Origin of the sequence: uncultured Methanobrevibacter sp. (genome assembly GCF_937881195.1) — an archaeon.
Lineage (GTDB): Archaea > Methanobacteriota > Methanobacteria > Methanobacteriales > Methanobacteriaceae > Methanobinarius.
The window spans coordinates 55,705-78,604 of sequence record NZ_CALGFC010000065.1 but is presented as its reverse complement, the minus strand read 5'-3'; the positions used below and the strand labels follow the sequence as shown (position 1 = coordinate 78,604).

The following is a 22,900-nucleotide window of genomic DNA, read 5'->3' as shown; positions in this document are numbered from 1 at the left end:
ATTTCTTATATTTCTTATATTTCTTATATTTCTTATATTTCTTATATTTCTTATATTTCTTATAATTTTATTGGCTTATATTTTAATTTTTAACTATTTTTTATTTATTTTTTTATTAAATTTTAGTCAATTGTATTTTTAGATATTAATTAAATAATTGATAGTTTTATATACATATATTTCTATAAATAATAAAAAGTATTATTAAAGATTAAAAGAAGTATTACTATCAAGTATAAATAGAATTTTATATTATTGTATAAAATAATATGGCTAATTTTTGATTTAATTTTTTATTTAATATTACTTTTCACATGCTATAGGTCAAACTTAATTATATAATTTTATCAAAGTATAAAAAGATTTAAAATATTTTTCATAAATTTTAAGAAGGATAATGGGATTTAAATGAGTCAAAGTAGCTACAAAAACAGAGTTAAAAATGTTGATTTACACAATATTACGGGTATTGGGGATAAATTAGCTGAAAAGATATATAGGTCTATCGGAGGGAAAGAAGAGTTAGAAAAAATTGTAAATAATGTTGATTTAGAAAGTTTGATTGCTATTGATGGAATAAGTCAAAGAAAAGCTGTTGAAATAATGAATCAACTACTTGGAAATCCTTCTCAGGAATTTTTAAAAAGTGAACGTGCATTTCAATTATATGAGGAAATAATTCAAAAAATTGTATCTTACTCTAACACAAAATACTCAGAAAATAGAATTCTCTTATTATCTCCTTCTAAAAATAAAAATTCTATTGAAAATCAAGTTGATTTTGTAATGAAGGCAAAAGAAAGGGTATCAAAATTGCCTATTATAAAACTTAGAGGATTAATGAAAAATTTGGATATTCCAAAAAAAACTAGACCTGACTATGATCCAAGTAAAGCTATTCTCGTAGAAAGTGATGAGGATAATGACTATTTAATTGATTTGGGTCTTAATCAATACTACCCAATAATTAATGCCTCTTCTTCTTCCATGATTGAAGAAGAAATTCGTGGATATGAACTGATATTTTATGTATATACTGAGGGGTTCATTGAAGTTAGTGAGATGAATAACTCTATAATGATTAGTAAAGAGGCTCCTGAACATGAAATCGTTCCTGAATTGATTCTTGACTATTTTAATGAGAATATTGATCTCTTTAACAGAGTAGCAGAAATTAGAAAAATACTTAATGAAAAAACTGTTCTTGAAGATATAAATCCTATTTTAGATGAAGTTAACTCTCTTGAAAAAAGAGATGTTAATATTGAAAAGGTTGTTAATTCTATAAAAGCTACAATGGATGAAGAAATTAGGGTTTCCATTAAAGAAATTGACCTTGAAGGTGATGAGGTGCTTGACCTTTTAAATAATGCAATGCCTCCAAAGATTGAAAAAATATTTGATGAAATCATAACTAAAGGCAAACAAAATATCAAATTAGAAACAGGAATTGACTTTGACCCTTTTTTAAGACAATATCCTCTTGAAATAGATGAAAATGAATTAGAAAGGATAAAACTTATGCAAAATTCTGAAAAAGAAAACGATTTGTTTGATAAAAAGATTACTGCAGCTAATTATTTGGATAGTATTAAAACTCAAGCGATTGAAGAGGTTAGAAAAACTTTAGAATTCGATTATGAGTTTACTTTGGGTAGTTTTGCCTATGAATATGATTTAATGCCTGCTAAATTAGCGGATGATTTTAAACTTGAAGGTGCTTTACATTTAGAGTTGGGTCTTGAAAATGGGGATTATATTCAAAGAATAGATTATAATTTAACCTCAAAAAATAATGTTGCTCTTCTAACAGGAGCTAATAGTGGTGGAAAGACTACTCTTCTTGAGACTATTGCTCAGATATCTATTATGGCTCAAATGGGCCTTCCAGTTTGTGCAAAAAATGCAGAAGTTAAATTGCTTGATGAAATTTATCACTTTTCAAAAAAAAGATCATTAGATGCAGGCGCTTTTGAATCATTCTTAAATGTTTTTATGCCAATTGTAACCACAGATAGTGAAAAACTTGTACTTCTTGATGAATTGGAAGGTATAACTGAATTAGAAGCAGCTGTGAAAATCATTTCAAGTTTTATAGAGATGATTAAAGATTCTAATTCTTTTGCAATTATAGTGACTCACATGGCTAAAGAACTGATGGCTTATGCTGATGTGCGTGTTGATGGTATAGAAGCTAAGGGGCTCGATGAAAATTATAATCTAATTGTTGATAGAACTCCCAAAATGAATTGTTTAGCAAGAAGTACTCCTGAGTTTATTTTAAAGAGAATTTATGAAAATTCAGAAGGTAAAATGAAAGAAGTATATGGGGAAATCCTTAAAAAATTTTAATTAAATATTTTTTAGAATATACTATTATAGTTTCTATTACTATTTTAATAAACAAATATATAAACTCAAAGATATAATTTATTTTTATGTATATAGTTTTAGAAGGTATTGATGGTGCAGGGAAAACTACTCAAATAAATGCTCTTAAGAAATGGCTTGAGGATTCAGGAATTGAATCTGAATTAATAGTTGAACCTACTAATTCGGATATTGGTGTTTTGATTAGAGAAATGCTTACAAAACCTAATGCTGTCGATGAGAACATCCAAAAGACACTGGGTTTGCTATTTGCAGCTGATCGTTTATTATTAATGGAAAAATTAAACAAGGAAGAATATTGCAACAAAGTTATAATTAGTGATAGGTCTTTTTATTCTAGTTTGGCTTATCAAAAACCAGCTGATTGGATTTTTGAAATAAATAAATATGCAAAAAAACCAGATTTAGTTCTTCTTTTAGACATTGATGTTAATTTAGCTATTGATAGATGTTCTGGCGAAGATGAATTTGAAAAAAAATCTTTTTTATCTGTTGTTAAAAGTAATTATTTGGGCATAGCTAAAAGTAATGATAATTTTAGAATTATAAATGCTAATAATGGCCCTAATAAAGTGCAATCTGATATTAGAAAATCAATAGCTCCTTTTTTAGGGATATGTGTTGATGGTATTGATTAAAATTCAAAAATAGTTTATTAATAATAATAATAATAATAATTAATGTATTAATATTAATTAATATTTTTCAATATTTACTAACACGTATAACTATTTTCGAGTATTTAGTTATTATTTTTAATCTTCATTATTATTAGATAATTCATTAAGTCTTTTATTTATGGATTCCACTATAAAATCTCTAGCATTTTCTAATTCATCAGCTTCTCCAACTAAAACTGGTCCATAATCTGTGTGCTTTAATTGTACTTCGAATTTTTCAACAGTATGTGCAAGAACTTGCTCTCCAACACCATTTGGTAATTTCATTTCATAATCCATGATGATCACTTATATAATTTTTAAATTATTAAATTTTAAATTATAAAACTTAAACTATTAGATTTTAAATTAGATTAAAATTTTTTTATTTAGAATATTCTATTTTAAAAATATATTGATATTTGTTAATATATTATCTTTTTTTTTTTAATTTTATTTTACATTTTTATTTTAATCTTTATCTGATTTATATTTTGATTTTTATTATTATATAAAATAAAATTTTTCTATTAATTTTATTAATTAATATGTTTATATGACTTTTAATTATTTTCCATGAATTTTCTAACATCTGCTAAATATTCTATTAAATATTTACTCACTCCATTTTTTAAATCCATAGGGTGAAGTTCACCTGAACTATACATATCAATCAATTCTTTTTCTGATAGTTCTAGATTCCCACCAAATTTTTCAGGCCTTTCAATAAGAATTTTTTCTTGATTTGTAAAAATAAAATGCATAGCTAATTCTATAATTGGATTTCCATCAACTTCTTTTATTGGACAGAAACTTTTATTTATTTTTTTCTTTATTTCTGATTCTTTATCATCAATAGCTATAAAATTTCCTTTACTACTTGACATTTTTTCATCCCCATCTAAACCATGAAGTAATGGGGTGTGTATACAAACTGGAGGGTTCTTGCCAATTTTTGGAAGATTTTCTCTAGCTAACATTTGTATTTTCCTTTGTTCCATCCCACCCAATGCAACATCCACATCTAAAGCTACCATGTCAGCTATCTGCATTAAAGGATACATTGCATCTGCAACTTTCGGATTTTCGCTATTTCTACTTACTTGGTCCATACTTCTTTTTGCCCTAACTAATGTTGTAAGTGTAGCTAAATTATAAACTTTATCTGTGTATTCTGGCTTTGTTTGAAAAGTTGATCCTAAAATAAATTCTGTACTATCATCTAATCCCAATGCTCTAAAACATTTTTCATTATATTTTGCAATTTTCTCTATTTCTTCCAGAGTACCTTTTCCATTTAAGTATGCATGATAATCTGCTAAAAGAATCTTTATTTTAAATCCTAAATTTTGAAGTTGTTTTAATTTCATTACTGTAATAGCATGACCTAAATGAATTTTTCCAGAAGGTTCATAACCTGTATATGCGATAGGGCTTTCTTTCTCAAGTTTTTCTTTAAGTTCTTCAAGATTAATTACTTCTAATGTTCCTTCTTTTATTAAGTTTATTTTTGTATCAATATCCATTTAATCACTTTATAAGTTTATTTAATTATCTCAAAGTTATTCTAATTATATTATCATGACTATTATTATTTCCAGATGATTTTAAAGAGATTATTATAATTAATATTATAGTTTATTTTATAATATATTTTATGATATTCAATATTTTATATCATGTTTTTATTTGCTATTTTATATTAGAATATTTATTATATCATATTAAAACTTTTTATTTTCCTTACTAAAACTATTTGTTATTTTATTTAGATTATTAATATTCTTATTATATCTAATTATTATAAATTTATATTTTATTTATTCTTCTCTAATTTTAATAGTTATTAACTAATTATCAAGACTATTAAAATATATCAAAAGACTATTAAAATATATTAAATAGTTATATATAAATATACTAATAAAATTGTTAAATAATCTTTTTTTATTTAATTCTCTTTTATTAATAAAAACTTGAAATTTTTTTATATTATCTTATTTTCTTATCAAAATTTTAATAACTTATCTTTATTATTAAAATTTATATTTATTAAAATTTATAGTAATTTTTTTTAAACATTGTTTTTGTTTTTTTATTTTTTGTAAAAATTAAAATTTTGTCTATTTATTATTTGGAATTATATATAATTGATTTTCAATTTTTATAGTGTTTATTTCATCCCCAATATTAAATTCATTGAAAGATTCTTTGGTTATGGGAATATCTACTACACTATAATCTTCAGGATCTAATATTTGAATATTTGATGGCGATTTTGAAATTAATGTGGTAATCTGGATGTCTGTTTCTTCTTTTATTAACTCGACATTTTCATATTCCTTCCATTGTAGTGGAAAACTTTTCAATGTTATTAAATTTAGTATAAGGGTTCTTTTACCATCAATATTTAATATTTGCCAATATTCATCCTTATATTTTATGAAATCTCTTTTTTTAAATTCAGGGAGGCGTATTAAAATCCATATTCTATATAATCCTTTTCCAGTTGATTTATCTTGACTAATAAGTCGGGGGGATTCTTTTACTATTCCTCCAAATTCTTTTTTTATTGCATCAACCACTTTCTTTGCAGACTTATATGAACCAATATAATAATCATATCCTTCTTTTAATTTTGATTTTTGGACTAAATAAGCTAATTTGTCTTTTTCAAACCTGCTATTTAAGGTTTTATTCAGGATATTGTCTGCTTCTTTTTTTTCATCAATTGTCAATTCTCGATGGTCTGCTCTAAGTTGAATAACTGATTCATAATATCCTGATTGTTGTTTACTACAACTCGGGCAAACGTTTTTAATGAGTCTAACTTCACTCTCAAATGATTGTTTTATAGTTGCACCAAATAATTTAGCTTCTGCTTCTATATAACATTCTGCTATAGTACCTCTCATCTGTACGATTTCAAGTTCGATTTCTAAGTTTTTCTCATCTATATGCGGGTCAATTATTATAGATCTCTCCAAAGCCCTATATATTATTTCATCTTCTGGAATTTCTGATTCTTCCCATTTTCCTTCTTCAAATTTTGCATTACAGTGGGCACAAATTGTAATTTCAATATTTTTTGGAATATTTAATATTGAAAATTTTTTTAAAAAGCAACTTCTACATATTCCTTCTATTATAGGTTCTTCTGTATTACCACATTCGGGACAAAACATATTAACACTCTTTTAATAAAAATCTTTTGTTTATGGGATAATAATTAATAAAATTAGATTATTTTTAATAATTAAATTAATTATTAATAATTAATTCTTAATAATTAATTTATTTAATAAATTGATTATATGGAAATATAATAATATTATATAATAATATTGTAATTGATAAATTAATTGATAAATAGAGATTTAATCTTAAATAATTAAATTTAATCAACTTAGAATAAATTAATAAAAATATAATTTAATGAAAATTATAAAAAATTAAAATTAGAATAATTTTTAGGTTTTTATTTGGATCATTTTCCTAAATATCTAATTATTTAGTTTATAAAATGAATATATGCTGTAATGCTTGTTTATAGGATATTAATAATATTATTTATATTAAAAAATTATTTATATTAAAATGCTATAAAAATAAATAATAGGAAACAGCTATAAAATAGCTATTTTCTTTATAATTTTATTATAATGTTTTCAGTGGGGCTTTAGCACCACATGCTGCACATTTAAGAATAAATATTCTGTCTTCTCTTATTATTCTTGTATCGGGCCTATTACATTCGTGGCACATTACAAATCTTTCAACATATTCATCTATTCTTTCATTTATTAAAAAATGAGTAAATTTACCTTGTAATATGGCTCTTCCACCTTCTAAATTCCCAGCAGTACCTAATTCTCTAAGTAAAAATTTTAATAAGTGTTGTGGGTCTCTGTTTAAAGCTTCAGCAATATCTTTAAAATTTTGTATAAAAGTCCTATTTCCTTGTATAACTGAATATGCTTTAGGAACACTAAATCTTTTTGTTTCGAAAACTTCTGGTGGGAGTTGGTCTATAGCTCTATTTAATAAATCTTCATACTTTTCCATCATACCATCTCTTATATTGATAATTATAAATTATTATGTAATCTATTTATTATGTATTTTATTTATTATTTAATCTTGAATTATAAATTATTTAATTATAAATATTTAAATTATAAATTATTTAAAATATATTTAGATTATTTTAAATATATTATTTGAATATGACTTATTTTAGTAAACAATACTTAAAAAAATCATTTTTAAATAAAGTAATAATAAAAAATCAACTAGATAAATTAGATAAAAATAATAAAACATTAATGCTTAAAATATAATAAAAAATAAACTTAATATTTTAATATTATTTTAATTTTATTTTAATTTGGTACATTAATATTATGTTTTTTATTTTTTATATAATTTTTCTATATAATTTCCTATAATTTTTCAAATTAATAAATTTTTATTAATAGAAAATTATTATAAAATATTCTTTTATAGGATATTTTTAAATTTTTATCATAGGATTTATAAGTTATTATATGCCTGTGTAGCTATTGTCATTTTTTCTTTAGCTATTTTTATCCTATCATCAACATCACTTGCAGATTTTCCAGATTTCAATGCGCTTTCAACGTCACTAATGGCTGAATTTGCTCTAAGCAACTCTAATTCTGCACTTATATATTGTTGCTCTTTTGTTTTGTCAGATCCTGCAAATATCACTTCTTTTGTTGAATTAAATTTTGCTTCTAACTCAGTATAATTTGATTTTAAACTAGCTAATTCATCATATTGGGAACCAGATGAAACTCCAGATGTAATTTCTGAAGATATTATACTAAATCCAATATATGCGGCAATAATAATTGTTGAAATTATCATCAAAACTCCTAATATTGATATCATCATTGAAGTTGATTTAAACAAGTTTAATCGTGATTTTTTCATTGATATTGCCTCAAATTATTATTAAAACTATAATTTAATTTAAAATTTTTTATAATTTTAAAATTTTTATTAAAAATTAGTCCATAATGTTTCATGATTCCTCATGAAAATAAATATATTTATAATTGTGATTTAAATTTATTAATATTTTTAATTTATTAATATTTTCATATTATTAATATATTGTTCACTTCATATATTAAATAAGTTTGGGTAACTATATTATTTATATTGGCATTATTTCTTTATTTTGCATATTTTATTTTTATTTAATTTTTATAATAAGAATTATAATAGAAATTATATATTCTGTTTTAATTATTATAAATTATTTGGCATTATCGAACTTTAAATGCATTAAATAATAATTAAATTAAACTTTTTATTCTTACAGAATATAATTAATTGATTTTTTGTATATAAGAAAATTTTATTATTAATTATTAATTAATTATTATTTTATACATTTAGAAAATTATTTTATATAATTGAAAAATTCACAAGATACAAAACTGAATATTTTATTAAAGATAAAAATCAATTTAATTATAATGAGTTCAACTGATAAATCAAAAACTTCAATTACAAAATTTGAAGAATTTTTTTCAACAAAATATAAAGATGATGTTTTCAAGGTTTTAGAGAAATATCCTGATAATCGATCATTAATAGTGGATTATGTCGATTTGGAAATGTTTGATCCTGATTTAGCGGATTTACTAATCGAAAAACCAGATGATGTTCTCCTTGCTTCAGCTAAAGCTATAAAAAACATAGATCCTTTAATGAAAGATGCTGATTTAAATATAAGATTAGAAAACCTTACTAATCTCATTCAACTTAAGCATTTATTAAGTAAATATATTGGTAAATTTGTTTCCGTTGAGGGTATAGTTCGTAAAACTGATGAAATTCGTCCGAGAATTGAAACTGGGGTTTTTGAATGTCGGGGTTGTATGAGGCTTCATGAAGTTGAACAAACTAATAGTAATACAATTATAGAACCTTCATTATGTACTGAATGTGGGGGAAGGTCATTTAGACTGTTGCAAGAAGAATCAATTTATATAGATACTCAAACTGCTAGAGTCCAAGAGCCATTAGAAAATCTTTCTGGTGGAACTGAACCTAAACAGATTTTAATTATTCTTGAAGATGATTTAGTAGACGTTTTAAATCCTGGAGATAAAGTTGTTATTACTGGAACTCTTAAAACATTTAGGGAAGAGAGAAGTGGCAAATTTAAAAATTATATATATGCAAACTTTATAAAACCTCAAGAAGAAGAATTTGAAGAGCTTGAAATTAGTGAAGAAGATGAAGAAAAGATCATCGAGCTTTCTAAGGATCCTAATATCCATGAAAAAATTATCAAATCAACAGCTCCTTCAATTAAAGGTTATAGACAAGTAAAAGAAGCTATTGCGCTCCAATTATTTGGAGGAGCAGCTAAAGAACTTGAAGATAAGACTCGTCTTCGAGGGGATATCCATATTTTAATTGTTGGTGATCCTGGTATTGGTAAATCTCAGATGTTGAAATATGTTTCAAAACTTGCACCAAGAAGCATTTATACAAGTGGTAAAGGGACTACTGGTGCAGGTTTAACTGCTGCTGCGGTACGTGATGAACTGGGTGGATGGTCTCTTGAAGCAGGAGCTCTTGTTTTGGGAGATAAAGGAAATGTATGTGTTGATGAGCTCGACAAAATGAGGTCTGAAGATAGATCTGCACTTCACGAAGCTCTTGAACAGCAAACAATTAGTATAGCTAAAGCAGGGATTATGGCAACATTAAATTCTCGTTGTTCAGTACTTGCAGCTGCCAATCCTAAATTTGGAAGATTCGATAGATATAAATCTGTAGCTGAACAAATAGATTTGCCTTCTCCTATTCTTTCTAGGTTTGATTTAACATTTGTAGTAGAAGATAAACCAAATGTTGATAATGATAGGGAATTAGCTAAACATATTCTTAAAATACACCAAGAAGATTCTGTTTCCTATGAAATTGAACCAGAACTTCTTAGAAAATATATAGCTTATGCTAGAAAGAGTATAAGTCCTAAATTAACTGATGAATCTAATAAAGTTCTTGAAGACTTTTATGTAGATATGAGGAGTGGTGCTATAGATGAAGATGCACCAGTTCCAATAACTGCAAGGCAATTAGAAGCGATAATTCGTTTAGCTGAGGCTAGTGCAAAAATTAAGCTAAAAAAATTTGTAGAGGAAGAGGATGCTAAACGGGCTATATCTTTACAAATGGCTTGTTTAAAAGAAGTGGGCTACGATCCTGAAACTGGAAAAATTGATGTTGATATGGTAGAAGGTAGAACCCCTAAATCAGAAAGAGATAAACTTCAAAGAGTTGTTGATGAAATTAAAGAACTTCAAGAAGAATATGGAGACCAAGCTCCAATTAATGTTCTAACCTCAAATCTCGTAGACCAGTATGGTTTAAGTGAAGAAAAAGTAGAGGAATTTATAAAACAGCTAAAACATAAAGGTGTAATTTTTGAACCAAGTAATGGTTATCTTAAAATAGTTTAAGCACCATATACTTTTTTTTACTTATTTTAAGTATATTACTTAGATTTTTAAATTGTTTAAGTATTTTTTAGTTTTTTTTAAACTATTTAAATATTTTTTGTTTTCATTTATTTTTAATTAGTTTTATTTTTTATTAGTTTTATTTTTAATTTTTTAGCTTTATTTATTTTTTTATAATCAATTAATTGTTTTATTTTTAATTAATAGTAGTATTTCTAAGTTTATCTATATTTCAAACCAATAACATACATTTCAGAGCTTTTTTTTCTTGATGATGATGGTTTTGTTGTTTTCAATACTTTGAATTTCTTTCTAATCTCTTCAATTAAATTTTTGAATTCCTCTCCTTGAAATACTTTTATAATCAGATTGCCATTTTTTTCAAGAATATTATCTGCTATATTAATAACTGAATTAGCTAAATCAATTGATCTAAGATGATCAACGTCTTTAATCCCACTAAGTGATGGTGAAGCGTCTGAAATTATAACGTCTGCTTTTCCATCCATTATATCAATCATTTTATCTTGAACTTCTTTCTTTGTAAAATCTCCTCTGATAAAATGAAAATTTTTTTCAGGAAAAGGTTTAATTTTCTGTAAATCTACACCTAAAACTATACCCTCTTCACCTACTTTTTCAAGAGCTACTTGTGACCACCCACCAGGTGTTGCACCTAAATCTAATACTGCACTACCTTTTTTAATTATTCTATATTTTTTATCTAATTGTAATAATTTAAAAGATGCACGTGATCGATAATCTTCTCCTTTAGCTCTTTTATAATAAGGATCTTTCTTTTTTTCTACTTGCCATTTACTTCCCATTCTATCTATCCATATTTATTTATTTAATTCTAGTTCTAATATTAATTTTAAGTTTACTTTTAATATTAATCTTAATATTACTTTTAATTTTATTTTTAGCTTTATTTTTAGCTTTATTTTTAATATTATTTTTAATATTATTCTTAATTTCTATTTCATGTTTTTTAGTTAAATATCATTTAAAATCTTAAATTTCCATTTTAAATTATTTTTTTTCAAAATTTAATGCAGAACAAACTGGTTTTCCAATTTTTTTTATTTCTAAATCAATTTTTCCGTTTTCAATTGTCATTAACATCACTGTTGGATCAGTTAATCTAGGAGAAGTTGGACTACCTGGATTTAAAAGGATTACATCTTCAATTTTTTCTATAAATGCTTGATGTGTATGTCCACTTATTAATACTTCAACATCTAACTCTTTAGCAATGTAATATAATTGTTGTGTATCTCCTTTGGGATAGACTTCTCCATGTTTGACTCCAATATCAATTCCTTCAATGTTTTTCTTTATGCTTTTTGGAAGTTTTAAATCATGTGCTCTATCCATATTCCCTTGAACAGCTAATACTGGGGCAATTTTTTCCAATTCTATTTTAACTTCCATTGAAGTTAAATCTCCTGCATGGATTATAAGATCCACATTTTTAAAAATCTCTAAAACTGTTGGAGGAATATTATCTGCTCTATCAGGAATATGTGTATCTGAAATTAATCCGATTATCATTTTATCTTCTAAATATTTTTTATAATCTATATATTTTTATTATATTTAACTTATTTTTTGTTAATTTTTCTAAATTTTTAATTTTCTTAGTTTATTATGTAATTTATATTTCTCTTAAATAATACTTATAAATTTTGTTTATTCAATTTCTTTTTTTAAAATTTTAAAGCTTTGACATCAGTTTAATTTAACTTAATCGTGTTTAAATTAATTATTCTTTGTCTATATTTTGTTTTAATAAAAATAAAAAATTTTCATAATTAATAAAATTATTTATTATAGTATGTTTAAAAGTATATAGGGTAAATATAATTTTTGAATCCATCTAAAATTAACTGGAATAATTATATATTAAGAAGTGATTATTTCTTGATTCTAAATGTATTCTTTAAGTATATTTTTAATATTTTATTAAGATATTAGGAGGGTTATTATGAGTTCATCTTTTAAAAGTCCTGCAGATACTGCTAAGATTGTTGATGGTATTGCAGAACTAAAAGAAAAATCTTCTTTAGGTAATTTAATCATCTTGAGCTTTCTTGCTGGTGCTTATATTGCTTTTGGAGGTATGCTAGCAGAGGTTGTCACTGGAGGTATGGCGGCTGCAGGATTTCCGCCAGGATTAACTAAACTCTTTTTTGGGGCAGTATTTCCAGTTGGATTAATGTTAGTTATTATAGCAGGATCTGAACTTTTTACAGGAAATGTTATGTATATGACTGTTGGATTATTATCTGGGAAATCTACATTTTATGGTTTAAGTAGAAATTGGATTTTTAGTTGGGTTTTTAATTTCGTAGGAGCTATTTTTGTTGCATATGTTTTTGGTTATTTAACTGGTATTTTAACTACTGAACCCTATATGACAAATGCTTTGACAATTGCTCAGACTAAAGCTCTTGGTGGGGCACATTTTGTTGCTTCGGGGAAATCTATAGCCTCTTTGACATGGGATCAAGCATTTTTAAGAGGTATTGCTTGTAACTGGTTGGTTTGTTTGGCTGTTTATTTAGCTCTTGCTTCTGATGATATTATTGGAAAAATTTTTGGTATTTGGTTCCCTATAATGGCATTTGTTGCTATTGGATTTGAGCACAGTGTTGCTAATATGTTTTTTATTCCCATGGGCATTATATTTGGTAAAGTAACATGGTATCAGTTTATATTTAATAATTTGATTCCAGTTACAATTGGAAATATAATTGGTGGGGCTATTTTTGTTGGAGTATTGTATTGGTATGTTTATTTAAGAGATAATAAGTTGAAAACTTAATTTATTAGCTTAATGTTTATTTTTATCAATATTACTCATTTTTAATTTATTTATTATTTTTACTCATTTTTATTTTTAATTTATTTATTATTTTTACTCATTTTTTGTAGTGTTTTCTATTTTTTACTTAATTCTTATTTTTAATTTTTTTAATTTTTTTTTTTTAGTTTTTATTTATTTTTTAGTTTTTTTAATTTTCTTAATATTATTTATTCTACTTACTTTTATTAATATATATAAAATTTATATTATTGAAGTAATATTATTTGGATATTTTTAATTAATATATACTTATTTATTTAAAATTTTAGGAATGTTTTTGTTTTCTATTAGGGGGAGTATAATATTATTTCTATTTATTTAAACTTTTTAAAATCCCATAATTAGGTTATTACTCTGATAATACTCTTTATCTTTATCTTAACTTAGCGATGTTATCTATATTCTTCTTTGTAATAATATTAGGTTCTTATCGATAATCTTATAAACTATAAAATTCTAATAGAATAATAGAATTATCATTATTAATAATTATATATTAATGGTTTTAAAACCCTTTTAAAGAACATTACAATAGTTATGATATTTGTTTGGGGTTAATTTGTGGTTATGTTATATTATTTTATAAATTAAATGTACATAGTATTATAAGGAGAAAAAATAATGGGAAAAATAGAAAAACAAGAAATTTTAGAGATATTGGATAAGTATGATAAAGAAAATATTACAATAGCAACTTTAGGGAGCCATACTTCTCTTCATATTTTGAATGGTGCTAAAGCTGAAGGATTTAAAACTGCGATTGTATGTGAAAAAGGTCGTGATATACCATATAAACGCTTTAATGTTGCTGATGAGTATATAATGGTCGATAAATTTAAAGATATTGTAAATGAAGATGTTCAACAAAAACTAAGAGATATGAATGCTATAGTTGTTCCTCATGGGTCTTTTGTTGCATATGCAGGGCTTGATAGGGTTGAAGATGATTTTAATGTTCCTATGTTTGGAAATAGGGATATTTTAAGATGGGAAGCTGAAAGAGATTTAGAAAGACAACTTTTAGTTGAAAATGGAATTAGAATACCTTACAAATATGAAAGTCCAAAAGATATAGATAGGACTGTTATGGTTAAATTCCCTGGTGCACGTGGTGGTAGGGGATATTTTGTAGCTTCTTCTCCTGAAGAATTTGATAAAAAGATAGATGCAATGAAAGCAAGAAATTGGATTGAAGATGAAGATGTTGCACAAGCACACATTGAAGAATATGTTACTGGATGTAACTATTGTATACACTATTTTTACTCAGCTTTAAATGATGAAGTTGAACTTATGGGTGTTGACAGCCGTTATGAATCAAGTATTGATGGCTTAGTCAGAATGCCAGCTAAAGACCAAATTGATGTTAATCTTGATCCTTCTTATGTTATAACTGGTAATCATCCAGTAGTTATGAGGGAGTCTCTTCTTCCACAAGTATTTGAAATTGGAGATAAATTAGTTAAAGCTGCTTCAAAATTAGTTTCTCCAGGAATGAATGGTCCATTCTGTATGCAAACTCTTGTTAATGATGATTTAGAAGTAATAGTGTTTGAAATTAGTGCAAGAACTGATGGTGGAACAAATACATTTATGAATGGTTCTTCTTATAGTTATCTTACATATGGTGAACCAATGAGTATGGGTAGAAGAGTTGCTCGTGAGATAAAAACTGCTATCAAAGATGGCGGAATTGAAAAGATAATAACATAAAACTAAGTAACTAATTTTTAGTTATTAATGTTATTTTTTACTTTTTTATTATTTTTATCTTTTATTTTGGTTTTATTTCTAATTTTCATAGTTTTTAATATTTTTTAGTAGATTTTATTATATTTTATTATATTTTAGCAGTTTTTCATGACTTCAAAGTTTTTTAATTTTCAATAGATTTTATTATATTTCTAATATTTTTTTTATTTTTTTGCTAAATTTATTACCTTATGAATACTATTCTTTACTTATCTTTTTATTTTACTATTTTTTAAATTTTAATTCCTAATTTTTATAAAAATTAAATAGAAATTATTATAATAAATAAATGTTAAAATAGTATTAAATTAAATAAAAATAATTTATATAAAACTAATTGGAATAGAAAGTAATCTTAATGAAATTTATCAAATGTGCATCATTATTTCATTATTTTTATTAGTGTGTGGGTGATTAAATGAAATTTGAAGATATATATAAAAATTTAAACTTAAAATCTTTTATTATTGGAGCAGCATTATTTGCTTTTATAGTTGCTATAGGTGTGGAATATAAATTAGATGCATTATTGATATTTTCATCAGCAGGACTTTTATATATTGGTTATGGTTCTCAAAACAAAATTCAAGCAATTATATTAGGGGCAATTGGAACTTTGCCTTTATTTATAGCTACTATCTTCTTTCAAAGACTTGGTCCGATAACTGGAGAAAATATTACTTTTCTAATATTAATATCTTTTTTAGCTATAGGTGCTTTTTGTGGGTTCACTGGATTTTATTTTAGTGAAAGTAGAAAAAAGGCTATTGAAGAAAAAATAAGAAAGGAATCTATTGGAAAAGGTAAAAAAAAGAAAAATAAGAAGAATAGATAGTAATAATTTTTATTAAGCTAAAATATAAGGTTATTTATTATATTAAAAATAAGAAATAAAAGTTAAATATTATAAAAGTTGACAACAAATTAATGGATTATATAAAATAGTAGTAAAATAATTAATAAATTGGAAAAAAATACAAAAAAAATGAGTAAAAATAATAAATAAATTAAAAATAAAAATAATAAAAATAATTAATAAAAAATTGGAAAATTCTATTAATATTTTCTATTAGTATTTTCTATTAATATTTTTTCTTAATTTAATTTTTTTGTTGATTCTCTTAATTTATACTAGCTATCTCCCGCTATTGACCCACCTATTGCTCCAGTTATTCCCATTATTATGGCATAATAGATTAAGTTTACTATAACTGCTATTAATCCTGCGAATCCGAAAATTACAAATCCAGTTAATCCACCGAATAGTCCTATTATTGTAAAAAGTATTGCGGCAATGATAGTTCCTAAGGAACCTGCTACTGCAGCATTAACCATTCCTCCGAACGCACCTTCTTTAGCTATATAACCTACAATAAATCCAATAATCAACAATCCAATTGTTTCTAATACCCATCCCATTGCTAAGGACTTAACTATAACTGCTAATATGAATCCTATAATTACTGCTCCCCATTTTACCATAAAATCACCTAATTTATTTTTTTTAAAGTGTTCTTTATTATTAAAAAGAATTTTAAATAGAACACTCTTAAATACTTTATATTATGTTAATAATATTAAATATAATTTTGGATTATGATTGAATGGTTAGTAATAAATATTTAAATTTTTGTCTTGTTTTCCAACACATTTATATTTCTAACACATTTCTCTATTATTTATTGAAATTTTGTATATCATATACTAATTTTTTTCATCATATGTATTAGTTTATTATATTAAAAATTATTTATGGTTTGAATAAAAGTTTTTTAGGTCTTTTTTATCTTTTTTTGAAAGGTCATGCCATCTAACTCTCTGTATTGCTCCTTCTAATCCACAAAGCCGATTATAACATGCAGAACTATCTATCTCTTTTATACATAGCCAAGCTTCTTTTGAACCTATATTTTCTAGTTCTTCAATGTTATTTATTCCAATTTCATTCAATTGGGCTTCAACAACTTTCCCAATGTTTGGCAATTCCAATAATTCCCCCATTTTTTTATCTCCTAAAATTTTTTGGTTTAATTTATTTTATGGTTTTTTGATTTCTTTTGATTGTTTTTCAACTTTTTTCATTATATTATCCATTTCATCATTATCTTTTTTTGATATATTTTCTTTTTTATGGATATCTTCATCATTAAATAATTCAGCTATTCCTCCAATAGAACCAAGTATTCCAGACATTTCTGCAGGGAGGAATATTTTTGTTGAGTTTCCATCAGCTACTTTTTCAAGGGCTTCTAAATATTTAATTGCTATTAAATCATTAGTAGGATTTCCTTTGTGTATAGCCTCATAAACATCTATTGTAGCTTCTGCTTGACCTTCTGCAATAGCTATTTCCTCATATTTTTGAGCCTCAGCAACTTTTTTAATAGCTTCTGCTTGACCTTCAGCCTCGAGGATAGCTGCTTGTTTGTCTCCCTCTGCTTTTTTAATCTCTGATTGTTTATAACCTTCAGCTTCAAGAATTGCCGCACGTTTCATTCTTTCAGCTTTCATCTGTTTACTCATTGCATCTACAATATCTGTTGGAGGTTCAATTCGTTGAATTTCTACTCTAACAACTCTAGTTCCCCATTTATCGGTTGCTTCATCAAGAACTTCTCTTAAATGGGTATTTATCATTTCTCTTGAAGTAAGTGTTTGATCAAGTTCAAGGTCTCCAATAATATTCCTAAGGTTTGTTTGGGCTAATTTGGTTATGGCTTGATAAAAGTTTACAACATTGTAAACCGCATTAAACGGGTCAGTTACTTCATAAAATATTACACAATCTACTATTACCACTGTGTTATCTTTTGTTATGACTTCTTGTGGTGGAACATCTACTACTTGTTCACGAAGATCTACTTTTCTTATAGATTCAATGAAAGGAATCATAAATATTAAACCGCTTGTAACAGTTCTTTGATATTTACCAAATCTTTCAACAACACCTTTTTCATATGGTCTTAATATTTTAACAGATTTAAATGCTAAAACAAATACTATAACTATTAGGATGATAACTATTATTAAATAATTCATTTTTATTCTCCTATTGCCCTATTAACTTATTATTTTTATTATATCATTGCACTATAACTTTTTTATTTTTCATCCACTTTTTTGACTATTAGTCTAACTCCTTTAACATCACTGACTACTATTTCCTCTCCCACATCAATACTATCCTCAGATCTTGCTCTCCAAAGTTCTCCAGATATTTTTATCATTCCAGAATTTTCAGAATCAATAGCTTCTATAACCATTCCTTTTTGTCCAATAAAACGATCAGTAGTAGCTTTTTTTGAGGGTGATCCTTTTGTTAATTTTTTAGCTAGAGGTCTAGATATAATTAGGAAGATGATTGTGAAAACTGCAAAAAATATCAACTGAGTAATTGGATCAAATCCCATATAATTTGAAATTGTAGCTGCAATTCCTCCAATACCCACTGACATCAAGTAGAAACCACCGGTTATTAATTCTAGGAGTAAGCATATTGCAGCTAAAATTATCCAAAATTCCAATGAAAATGTTATCATTTTTTCCCTTTAATATTTCTAATAAATTAACTATATGGATTTATTTTGAATAAATCCTTTTTTATTAGATAATTAATTATTATTTTTTATATCTTCAACAAATTCAGTTACCATGGAATCAAATGAAGATTCAACATCTTTTTTGTTCATGGAAAGTGTATTTAATGGTTTTTTAGATAATAATTCTTCCATATTAACAAAAGTTTTCCCTTCATTTCCTCCACATGTACAGAAAAATGCAACATTATTAAAATTATCTTTATTTTGTTTCAAATAAGTTAAAATAGGAGTTGACATACTTCCTGACCAAACAGGCGTTCCAATGATAACTAAATCATATTCATTGGGATTTTTTTCAGTTTCTTCTATATCTGCAGGAATCTTTCTTGCAGCTTCAAAACCTGATTTTATGTAAGAAAAGAAACTAGAACGATTTTTTTTATCAATTATCTGTTCTAAATCACAATTCAACTCTTCTTTTAATTTAAGTGCTACTTTTTCTGTTATATGTGTTCTTGAGTAATAGGTTATTAGGATATTCATGATATTTTATATTATTTTTAAAATATTTATTTTTTGTTATTATGTATGTATTAATATAAACATTCTAATTTTTTCTAGGATATAATTTGGTTATTAATGCTACTATTTTAATCAATTAAAAAATAATTTTTATTTAAGAATAGTTTATGTATAAAAAAATAGTGTATGTATAAAGATAGTTATTTAAAAATAGTATATCTATAAAAGAATATTGTGGGTATAAAAATAATTATTTAAAAATACATATCATAAAAATTATTTAAAAATATTTATTAAATTATTTTAAAAAACTTTTAATAAATTATCCATGAAATTATAATATTTGTTCTTAAAGGGGAGTAGAGGATTAATTCTCCCCATTAAGATTAGAAAATATGTATTTTTTACCTTTATGAAGTTTTTTGTAGGTTTATATATTTTCCTAAAAATTTTGAGTTTTATTCTTTGTTTTAATGCTTAATGTATTCTTTTTTGATTTTCAATGTTTCTTTGTTTAATTCTAGACTCTTTTTGACTATATTTGTTTTTATGTTTTTGAGGTTGTTTATAAAATAAAATCATCCACTAGGAAATATATTTCCTACTAATGATATTTTGTACATATTATTATTTAAATCTTTCCAATAAGAACGAACATACATATCGATTAACATTAGTATATTTTAATATTTATAATCAATTTTATGTTGTTATTTATGACCAATTTTTATGGTGTTTATTAATAATATTCCTCTTTTATCTGGTCCTTAATCTTTTCTAAAATAGCTTTATGCATTCTTTTTGAAAATTCTCCTCTATCTTTCTGGGATAAAACATCCAAATACCCTTGTGAAACAAGATTAAATGCAAATGGGGAAGGAATAAGCGTATTAATTGTTTTTATCTCTAGTTGTCCACTTTCTATCCATTGAATAACTCTTTTTGCATTTTTAACATCCATAAAATCTTCAATAACTTCTCTTCTAGCTTCTTTAAGAATTGAAAAATCTTCATCCATATCTTCTACAAATTTAAGTAAAATTTTTCCTCTAACTTGCTGTCTTCCAACAGATTTATCATGTCCTTTATACCGTCTTAAAGTCATTAAAGACCTTCCTGCACAGTGCCTAAAACGACTAGCTAAAGTTTCAGTCTTATTTATTGCATTTATAAGAATTGATCTTAAATTTTCAGAGCTTAATTTTTTAAATGCTTCCAAACCACCCATTCTTTTATCTGAACTTAAATAAAATCCATTATCTGATATTGAAATAGTAATATCAATATTACTTTTTTTAGCTATTAAATAAGCTATTGCACGGGATAAAGCATCATTTACTTGCCTTCCAAAGAGTGAGTGAAATATAAGGAATTTTCGTCCACCAAAGCCGGTATAATATTCAACTAACAATTTTTTATTACTTGGGATTTGTGCATATAGATACTGTTCTTTAAAATATTCATAGATAGAGTTAGCTGCAAAATCATCAACATAAAGATATTCATCTAAAAATGATAAAATTTCTTCTTTAGTTCTCTTGTATTCGAATTTTCCATCCATTAATGCTCTAAAACGTTGAATATCTAATGCAAGATCAAATGCTAATGGAAGTTGTTCAGAAAACCATGAAGGAATTGTAGGGGGTCCACTTGCTGGTGAAACATTAATGGTCATACCTCTGCCATAATTAAATCGGTATATCCCTCCTCCGAGAACAAAAGTATCTCCTTTTTTAAGTTTTTCCATAAAATCTTGTTCAATCCTACCGATAACTTCACCATCACACTTTACAGCAACACCACTACTATCAGGTATGGTTCCAACATTTGTAGAATATAACATTCTAGCTAATCTACCTCTTTTACCGAATTGATTCTTTTTATAATCAATCCATATTTTGGCATAAACATATCTTTCTTCTAATTCACCATATTCTCCTGCAAGATAGCTAAGAACATCTTCATATTCGTCACGATTTAAATCTTTGTAACAATAACTCTTTTTAATAACATCATATGCATAATCAATATCCCAAGGATTCTCAATACTCATACCATAAATATGTTGGGCTAAAACATCAAGAGCATTTTTGGGAATTTTAATTTTATCAATTCTTCCTTCTTTAGCATTTTTAAGAAGAATTGAGCACTCCACAAGATCATCTCTATCCGTTACAATTATTTTACCTTTAGATTTATCATGCAATCTATGTCCACTTCTTCCAATTCTTTGAAGTGCTCTAGAAACAGATTTTGGAGAATTTATAAGTATAACAAGGTCAATATAACCAATATCAATTCCAAGTTCAAGGGAAGTTGATGAAACAACAGCTTTAAGTTTCCCTTCCTTCAATTTATCTTCTGCTTCAAGACGAATTTCTTTTGACAGAGATGAATGATGTGCCATTATATTTGTTGAATTATAATTTTCTGGAAACATCTTTTTAAGATTGTAAACAAGACTCTCTGTTCCTCTACGAGTATTTGTAAAAATTAAAGTTGTTTTATGTTCTATTATTAAATCATCTACAAGATTATACATTGCAAGCCTAGTTTCTTCTGAGTCTGCAACTACAATATCATCTACTGGACTCAATACTTCCATATCTAACTCTTTTAAATAATTTACATCAACAATAAGACAATCTCTTTCTTGGCCATATTCATATCCAACTAAAAAATTAGCTATTTTCTCAAGAGGAGATACTGTAGCAGAAAGTCCAATTCTAGTATAGCCTCCTATCAAATGTTGTAATCGTTCAAGGGATAAACTGAGATGAACTCCTCTTTTATTTTCAGCTAAAGAATGAATTTCATCAATAATGACATATTTCACATTAGCTAATTTCTCTCTAAATTTAGGTGCTACAAGTAAAATCGATAATGTTTCAGGAGTTGTAATCAAGATGTGAGGAGGCTTTTTCAACATCTTTGATCTTTCATATTGACTTGTATCTCCAGTTCGAACTGCTTTTCTGATTCCCAACCCTTTTTCAATTTTTTTTTCAGTTTTTTTATAGGTAGCTCCATTTTTTATAGCTATCTTCTCTATTTCTTTTAGAGGTTCATCTAAGTTTTTTTCAATATCATTATCTAGTGCTTTTAGAGGAGATATGTATATACAATAAACTTTATCTTCAAGTTCTTTCTTTTCTGCAAGAGTCGTTAATTCGCTTATAATAGATAAAAATGCAGTTAATGTTTTTCCAGATCCTGTTGGAGATGAGACTAATACGTTATTTCTTTCATGAATATCTACAATTGCTTTTTTTTGAGATGGAGTGAAATCTTCAAATTTTTTATCAAACCATTCCACTACCCATGGGTGTAGAATTTTGTAGATTTCCTTTTTAGAATAATCTTTTGTTTGTTTTTTTATCATTTTATCTATCTATTATGAAAATTCATATCTTACTATAATAATGCATTACTATAATAAAAATAATGCATTACTATACAAAATAATGCATTAATATAATAATAATTTAATATATTTATATTATTCATATAATTTGAATTTTATTATTATTTTTTTATTCTATTTTAATTTGATTATTTTAATTATAAATAAGTTTTAATATAATAAAAATTTAAAATATATAAAATATATGAATAAATAAAATTTATATTATTATATTATTTCTAATTGATTATTTAATG

Annotated in this window: 19 protein-coding genes; 6 read left to right on the top strand and 13 right to left on the bottom strand. The window is 25.2% G+C overall.

The window, feature by feature from the left end:
- Nucleotides 1-408 precede the first annotated feature (408 nt).
- Together Q0087_RS09195 and tmk are read left to right on the top strand one after the other, a co-directional pair.
- Nucleotides 409-2,352: an endonuclease MutS2 gene (locus tag Q0087_RS09195; RefSeq protein WP_297899732.1), complete on the top strand. Its 1,944-nt coding sequence runs from the start codon at nucleotides 409-411 to the stop codon at nucleotides 2,350-2,352.
- A gap of 86 nt (nucleotides 2,353-2,438) precedes the next feature.
- The gene (tmk, locus tag Q0087_RS09190) at nucleotides 2,439-3,029 is read left to right on the top strand and encodes a dTMP kinase (RefSeq protein ID WP_297899729.1); all 591 of its coding nucleotides are present in this window, start codon (nucleotides 2,439-2,441) and stop codon (nucleotides 3,027-3,029) included.
- A gap of 117 nt (nucleotides 3,030-3,146) precedes the next feature.
- Here tmk and Q0087_RS09185 read toward each other — a convergent pair whose 3' ends face one another.
- The 5 genes from Q0087_RS09185 to Q0087_RS09165 form a co-directional block, all read right to left on the bottom strand.
- Entirely contained in the window at nucleotides 3,147-3,350 is a 204-nt protein-coding gene (locus Q0087_RS09185; protein ID WP_297899728.1) for a hypothetical protein, read from the bottom strand.
- 263 nt (nucleotides 3,351-3,613) lie between these two features.
- Complete coding sequence (locus tag Q0087_RS09180; protein WP_297899726.1) at nucleotides 3,614-4,576, bottom strand: tyrosine--tRNA ligase; 963 nt, start codon at nucleotides 4,574-4,576, stop codon at nucleotides 3,614-3,616.
- Between the two features lie 597 nt (nucleotides 4,577-5,173).
- Nucleotides 5,174-6,235, bottom strand: a complete 1,062-nt coding sequence (locus Q0087_RS09175; RefSeq protein ID WP_297899725.1) for a 60S ribosomal export protein NMD3 — start codon at nucleotides 6,233-6,235, stop codon at nucleotides 5,174-5,176.
- A gap of 472 nt (nucleotides 6,236-6,707) precedes the next feature.
- On the bottom strand, nucleotides 6,708-7,115 hold the full coding sequence (locus tag Q0087_RS09170) for a translation initiation factor IF-2 subunit beta (RefSeq protein ID WP_297899723.1): 408 nt from the start codon (nucleotides 7,113-7,115) through the stop codon (nucleotides 6,708-6,710).
- A 468-nt stretch (nucleotides 7,116-7,583) separates the two neighbouring features.
- Complete coding sequence (locus Q0087_RS09165) at nucleotides 7,584-8,006, bottom strand: hypothetical protein (protein ID WP_297899722.1); 423 nt, start codon at nucleotides 8,004-8,006, stop codon at nucleotides 7,584-7,586.
- A 551-nt stretch (nucleotides 8,007-8,557) separates the two neighbouring features.
- Here Q0087_RS09165 and Q0087_RS09160 point away from each other — a divergent pair.
- Entirely contained in the window at nucleotides 8,558-10,558 is a 2,001-nt protein-coding gene (locus Q0087_RS09160) for a minichromosome maintenance protein MCM (RefSeq protein WP_297899721.1), read from the top strand.
- Nucleotides 10,559-10,779: 221 nt separating this feature from the next.
- Here the strand turns inward: Q0087_RS09160 and Q0087_RS09155 are convergent, their stop codons facing one another.
- Both Q0087_RS09155 and Q0087_RS09150 read right to left on the bottom strand, forming a co-directional pair.
- Nucleotides 10,780-11,385, bottom strand: a complete 606-nt coding sequence (locus tag Q0087_RS09155; RefSeq protein WP_297899720.1) for an RlmE family RNA methyltransferase — start codon at nucleotides 11,383-11,385, stop codon at nucleotides 10,780-10,782.
- Between the two features lie 205 nt (nucleotides 11,386-11,590).
- A complete protein-coding gene (locus Q0087_RS09150) occupies nucleotides 11,591-12,112 on the bottom strand; it encodes a YfcE family phosphodiesterase (RefSeq protein WP_297899718.1) in 522 nt (173 codons plus the stop codon).
- Nucleotides 12,113-12,545: 433 nt separating this feature from the next.
- On the opposite strand from Q0087_RS09150, the gene Q0087_RS09145 reads away from it, so the two are divergent.
- The 3 genes from Q0087_RS09145 to Q0087_RS09135 all read left to right on the top strand — a co-directional run bounded on the left by Q0087_RS09145 (nucleotide 12,546) and on the right by Q0087_RS09135 (nucleotide 16,014).
- Nucleotides 12,546-13,385 (top strand): formate/nitrite transporter family protein, encoded by an 840-nt coding sequence (locus Q0087_RS09145; protein ID WP_297899716.1) that lies wholly within the window; start codon nucleotides 12,546-12,548, stop codon nucleotides 13,383-13,385.
- A gap of 663 nt (nucleotides 13,386-14,048) precedes the next feature.
- The gene (locus Q0087_RS09140; RefSeq protein WP_297899714.1) at nucleotides 14,049-15,140 is read left to right on the top strand and encodes a formate--phosphoribosylaminoimidazolecarboxamide ligase; all 1,092 of its coding nucleotides are present in this window, start codon (nucleotides 14,049-14,051) and stop codon (nucleotides 15,138-15,140) included.
- 457 nt (nucleotides 15,141-15,597) lie between these two features.
- Nucleotides 15,598-16,014, top strand: coding sequence for a hypothetical protein (locus Q0087_RS09135; protein ID WP_297899712.1), 417 nt, complete (start codon nucleotides 15,598-15,600; stop codon nucleotides 16,012-16,014).
- Between the two features lie 296 nt (nucleotides 16,015-16,310).
- Here Q0087_RS09135 and Q0087_RS09130 read toward each other — a convergent pair whose 3' ends face one another.
- The 6 genes from Q0087_RS09130 to Q0087_RS09105 form a co-directional block, all read right to left on the bottom strand.
- Entirely contained in the window at nucleotides 16,311-16,661 is a 351-nt protein-coding gene (locus Q0087_RS09130) for a DUF5518 domain-containing protein (protein WP_297899710.1), read from the bottom strand.
- Nucleotides 16,662-16,925: 264 nt separating this feature from the next.
- Entirely contained in the window at nucleotides 16,926-17,168 is a 243-nt protein-coding gene (locus tag Q0087_RS09125; RefSeq protein ID WP_297899708.1) for a TfoX/Sxy family DNA transformation protein, read from the bottom strand.
- Nucleotides 17,169-17,216: 48 nt separating this feature from the next.
- A complete protein-coding gene (locus Q0087_RS09120; protein WP_297899706.1) occupies nucleotides 17,217-18,218 on the bottom strand; it encodes an SPFH domain-containing protein in 1,002 nt (333 codons plus the stop codon).
- Nucleotides 18,219-18,280: 62 nt separating this feature from the next.
- Nucleotides 18,281-18,718 (bottom strand): NfeD family protein, encoded by a 438-nt coding sequence (locus Q0087_RS09115; RefSeq protein ID WP_297899705.1) that lies wholly within the window; start codon nucleotides 18,716-18,718, stop codon nucleotides 18,281-18,283.
- 72 nt (nucleotides 18,719-18,790) lie between these two features.
- Nucleotides 18,791-19,261: a flavodoxin gene (locus Q0087_RS09110; protein ID WP_297899703.1), complete on the bottom strand. Its 471-nt coding sequence runs from the start codon at nucleotides 19,259-19,261 to the stop codon at nucleotides 18,791-18,793.
- 718 nt (nucleotides 19,262-19,979) lie between these two features.
- Nucleotides 19,980-22,622 carry an ATP-dependent helicase gene (locus Q0087_RS09105; RefSeq protein WP_297899701.1) on the bottom strand — a complete coding sequence of 881 codons (2,643 nt, stop codon included), beginning with the start codon at nucleotides 22,620-22,622 and terminating at the stop codon, nucleotides 19,980-19,982.
- Nucleotides 22,623-22,900: the final 278 nt, after the last annotated feature.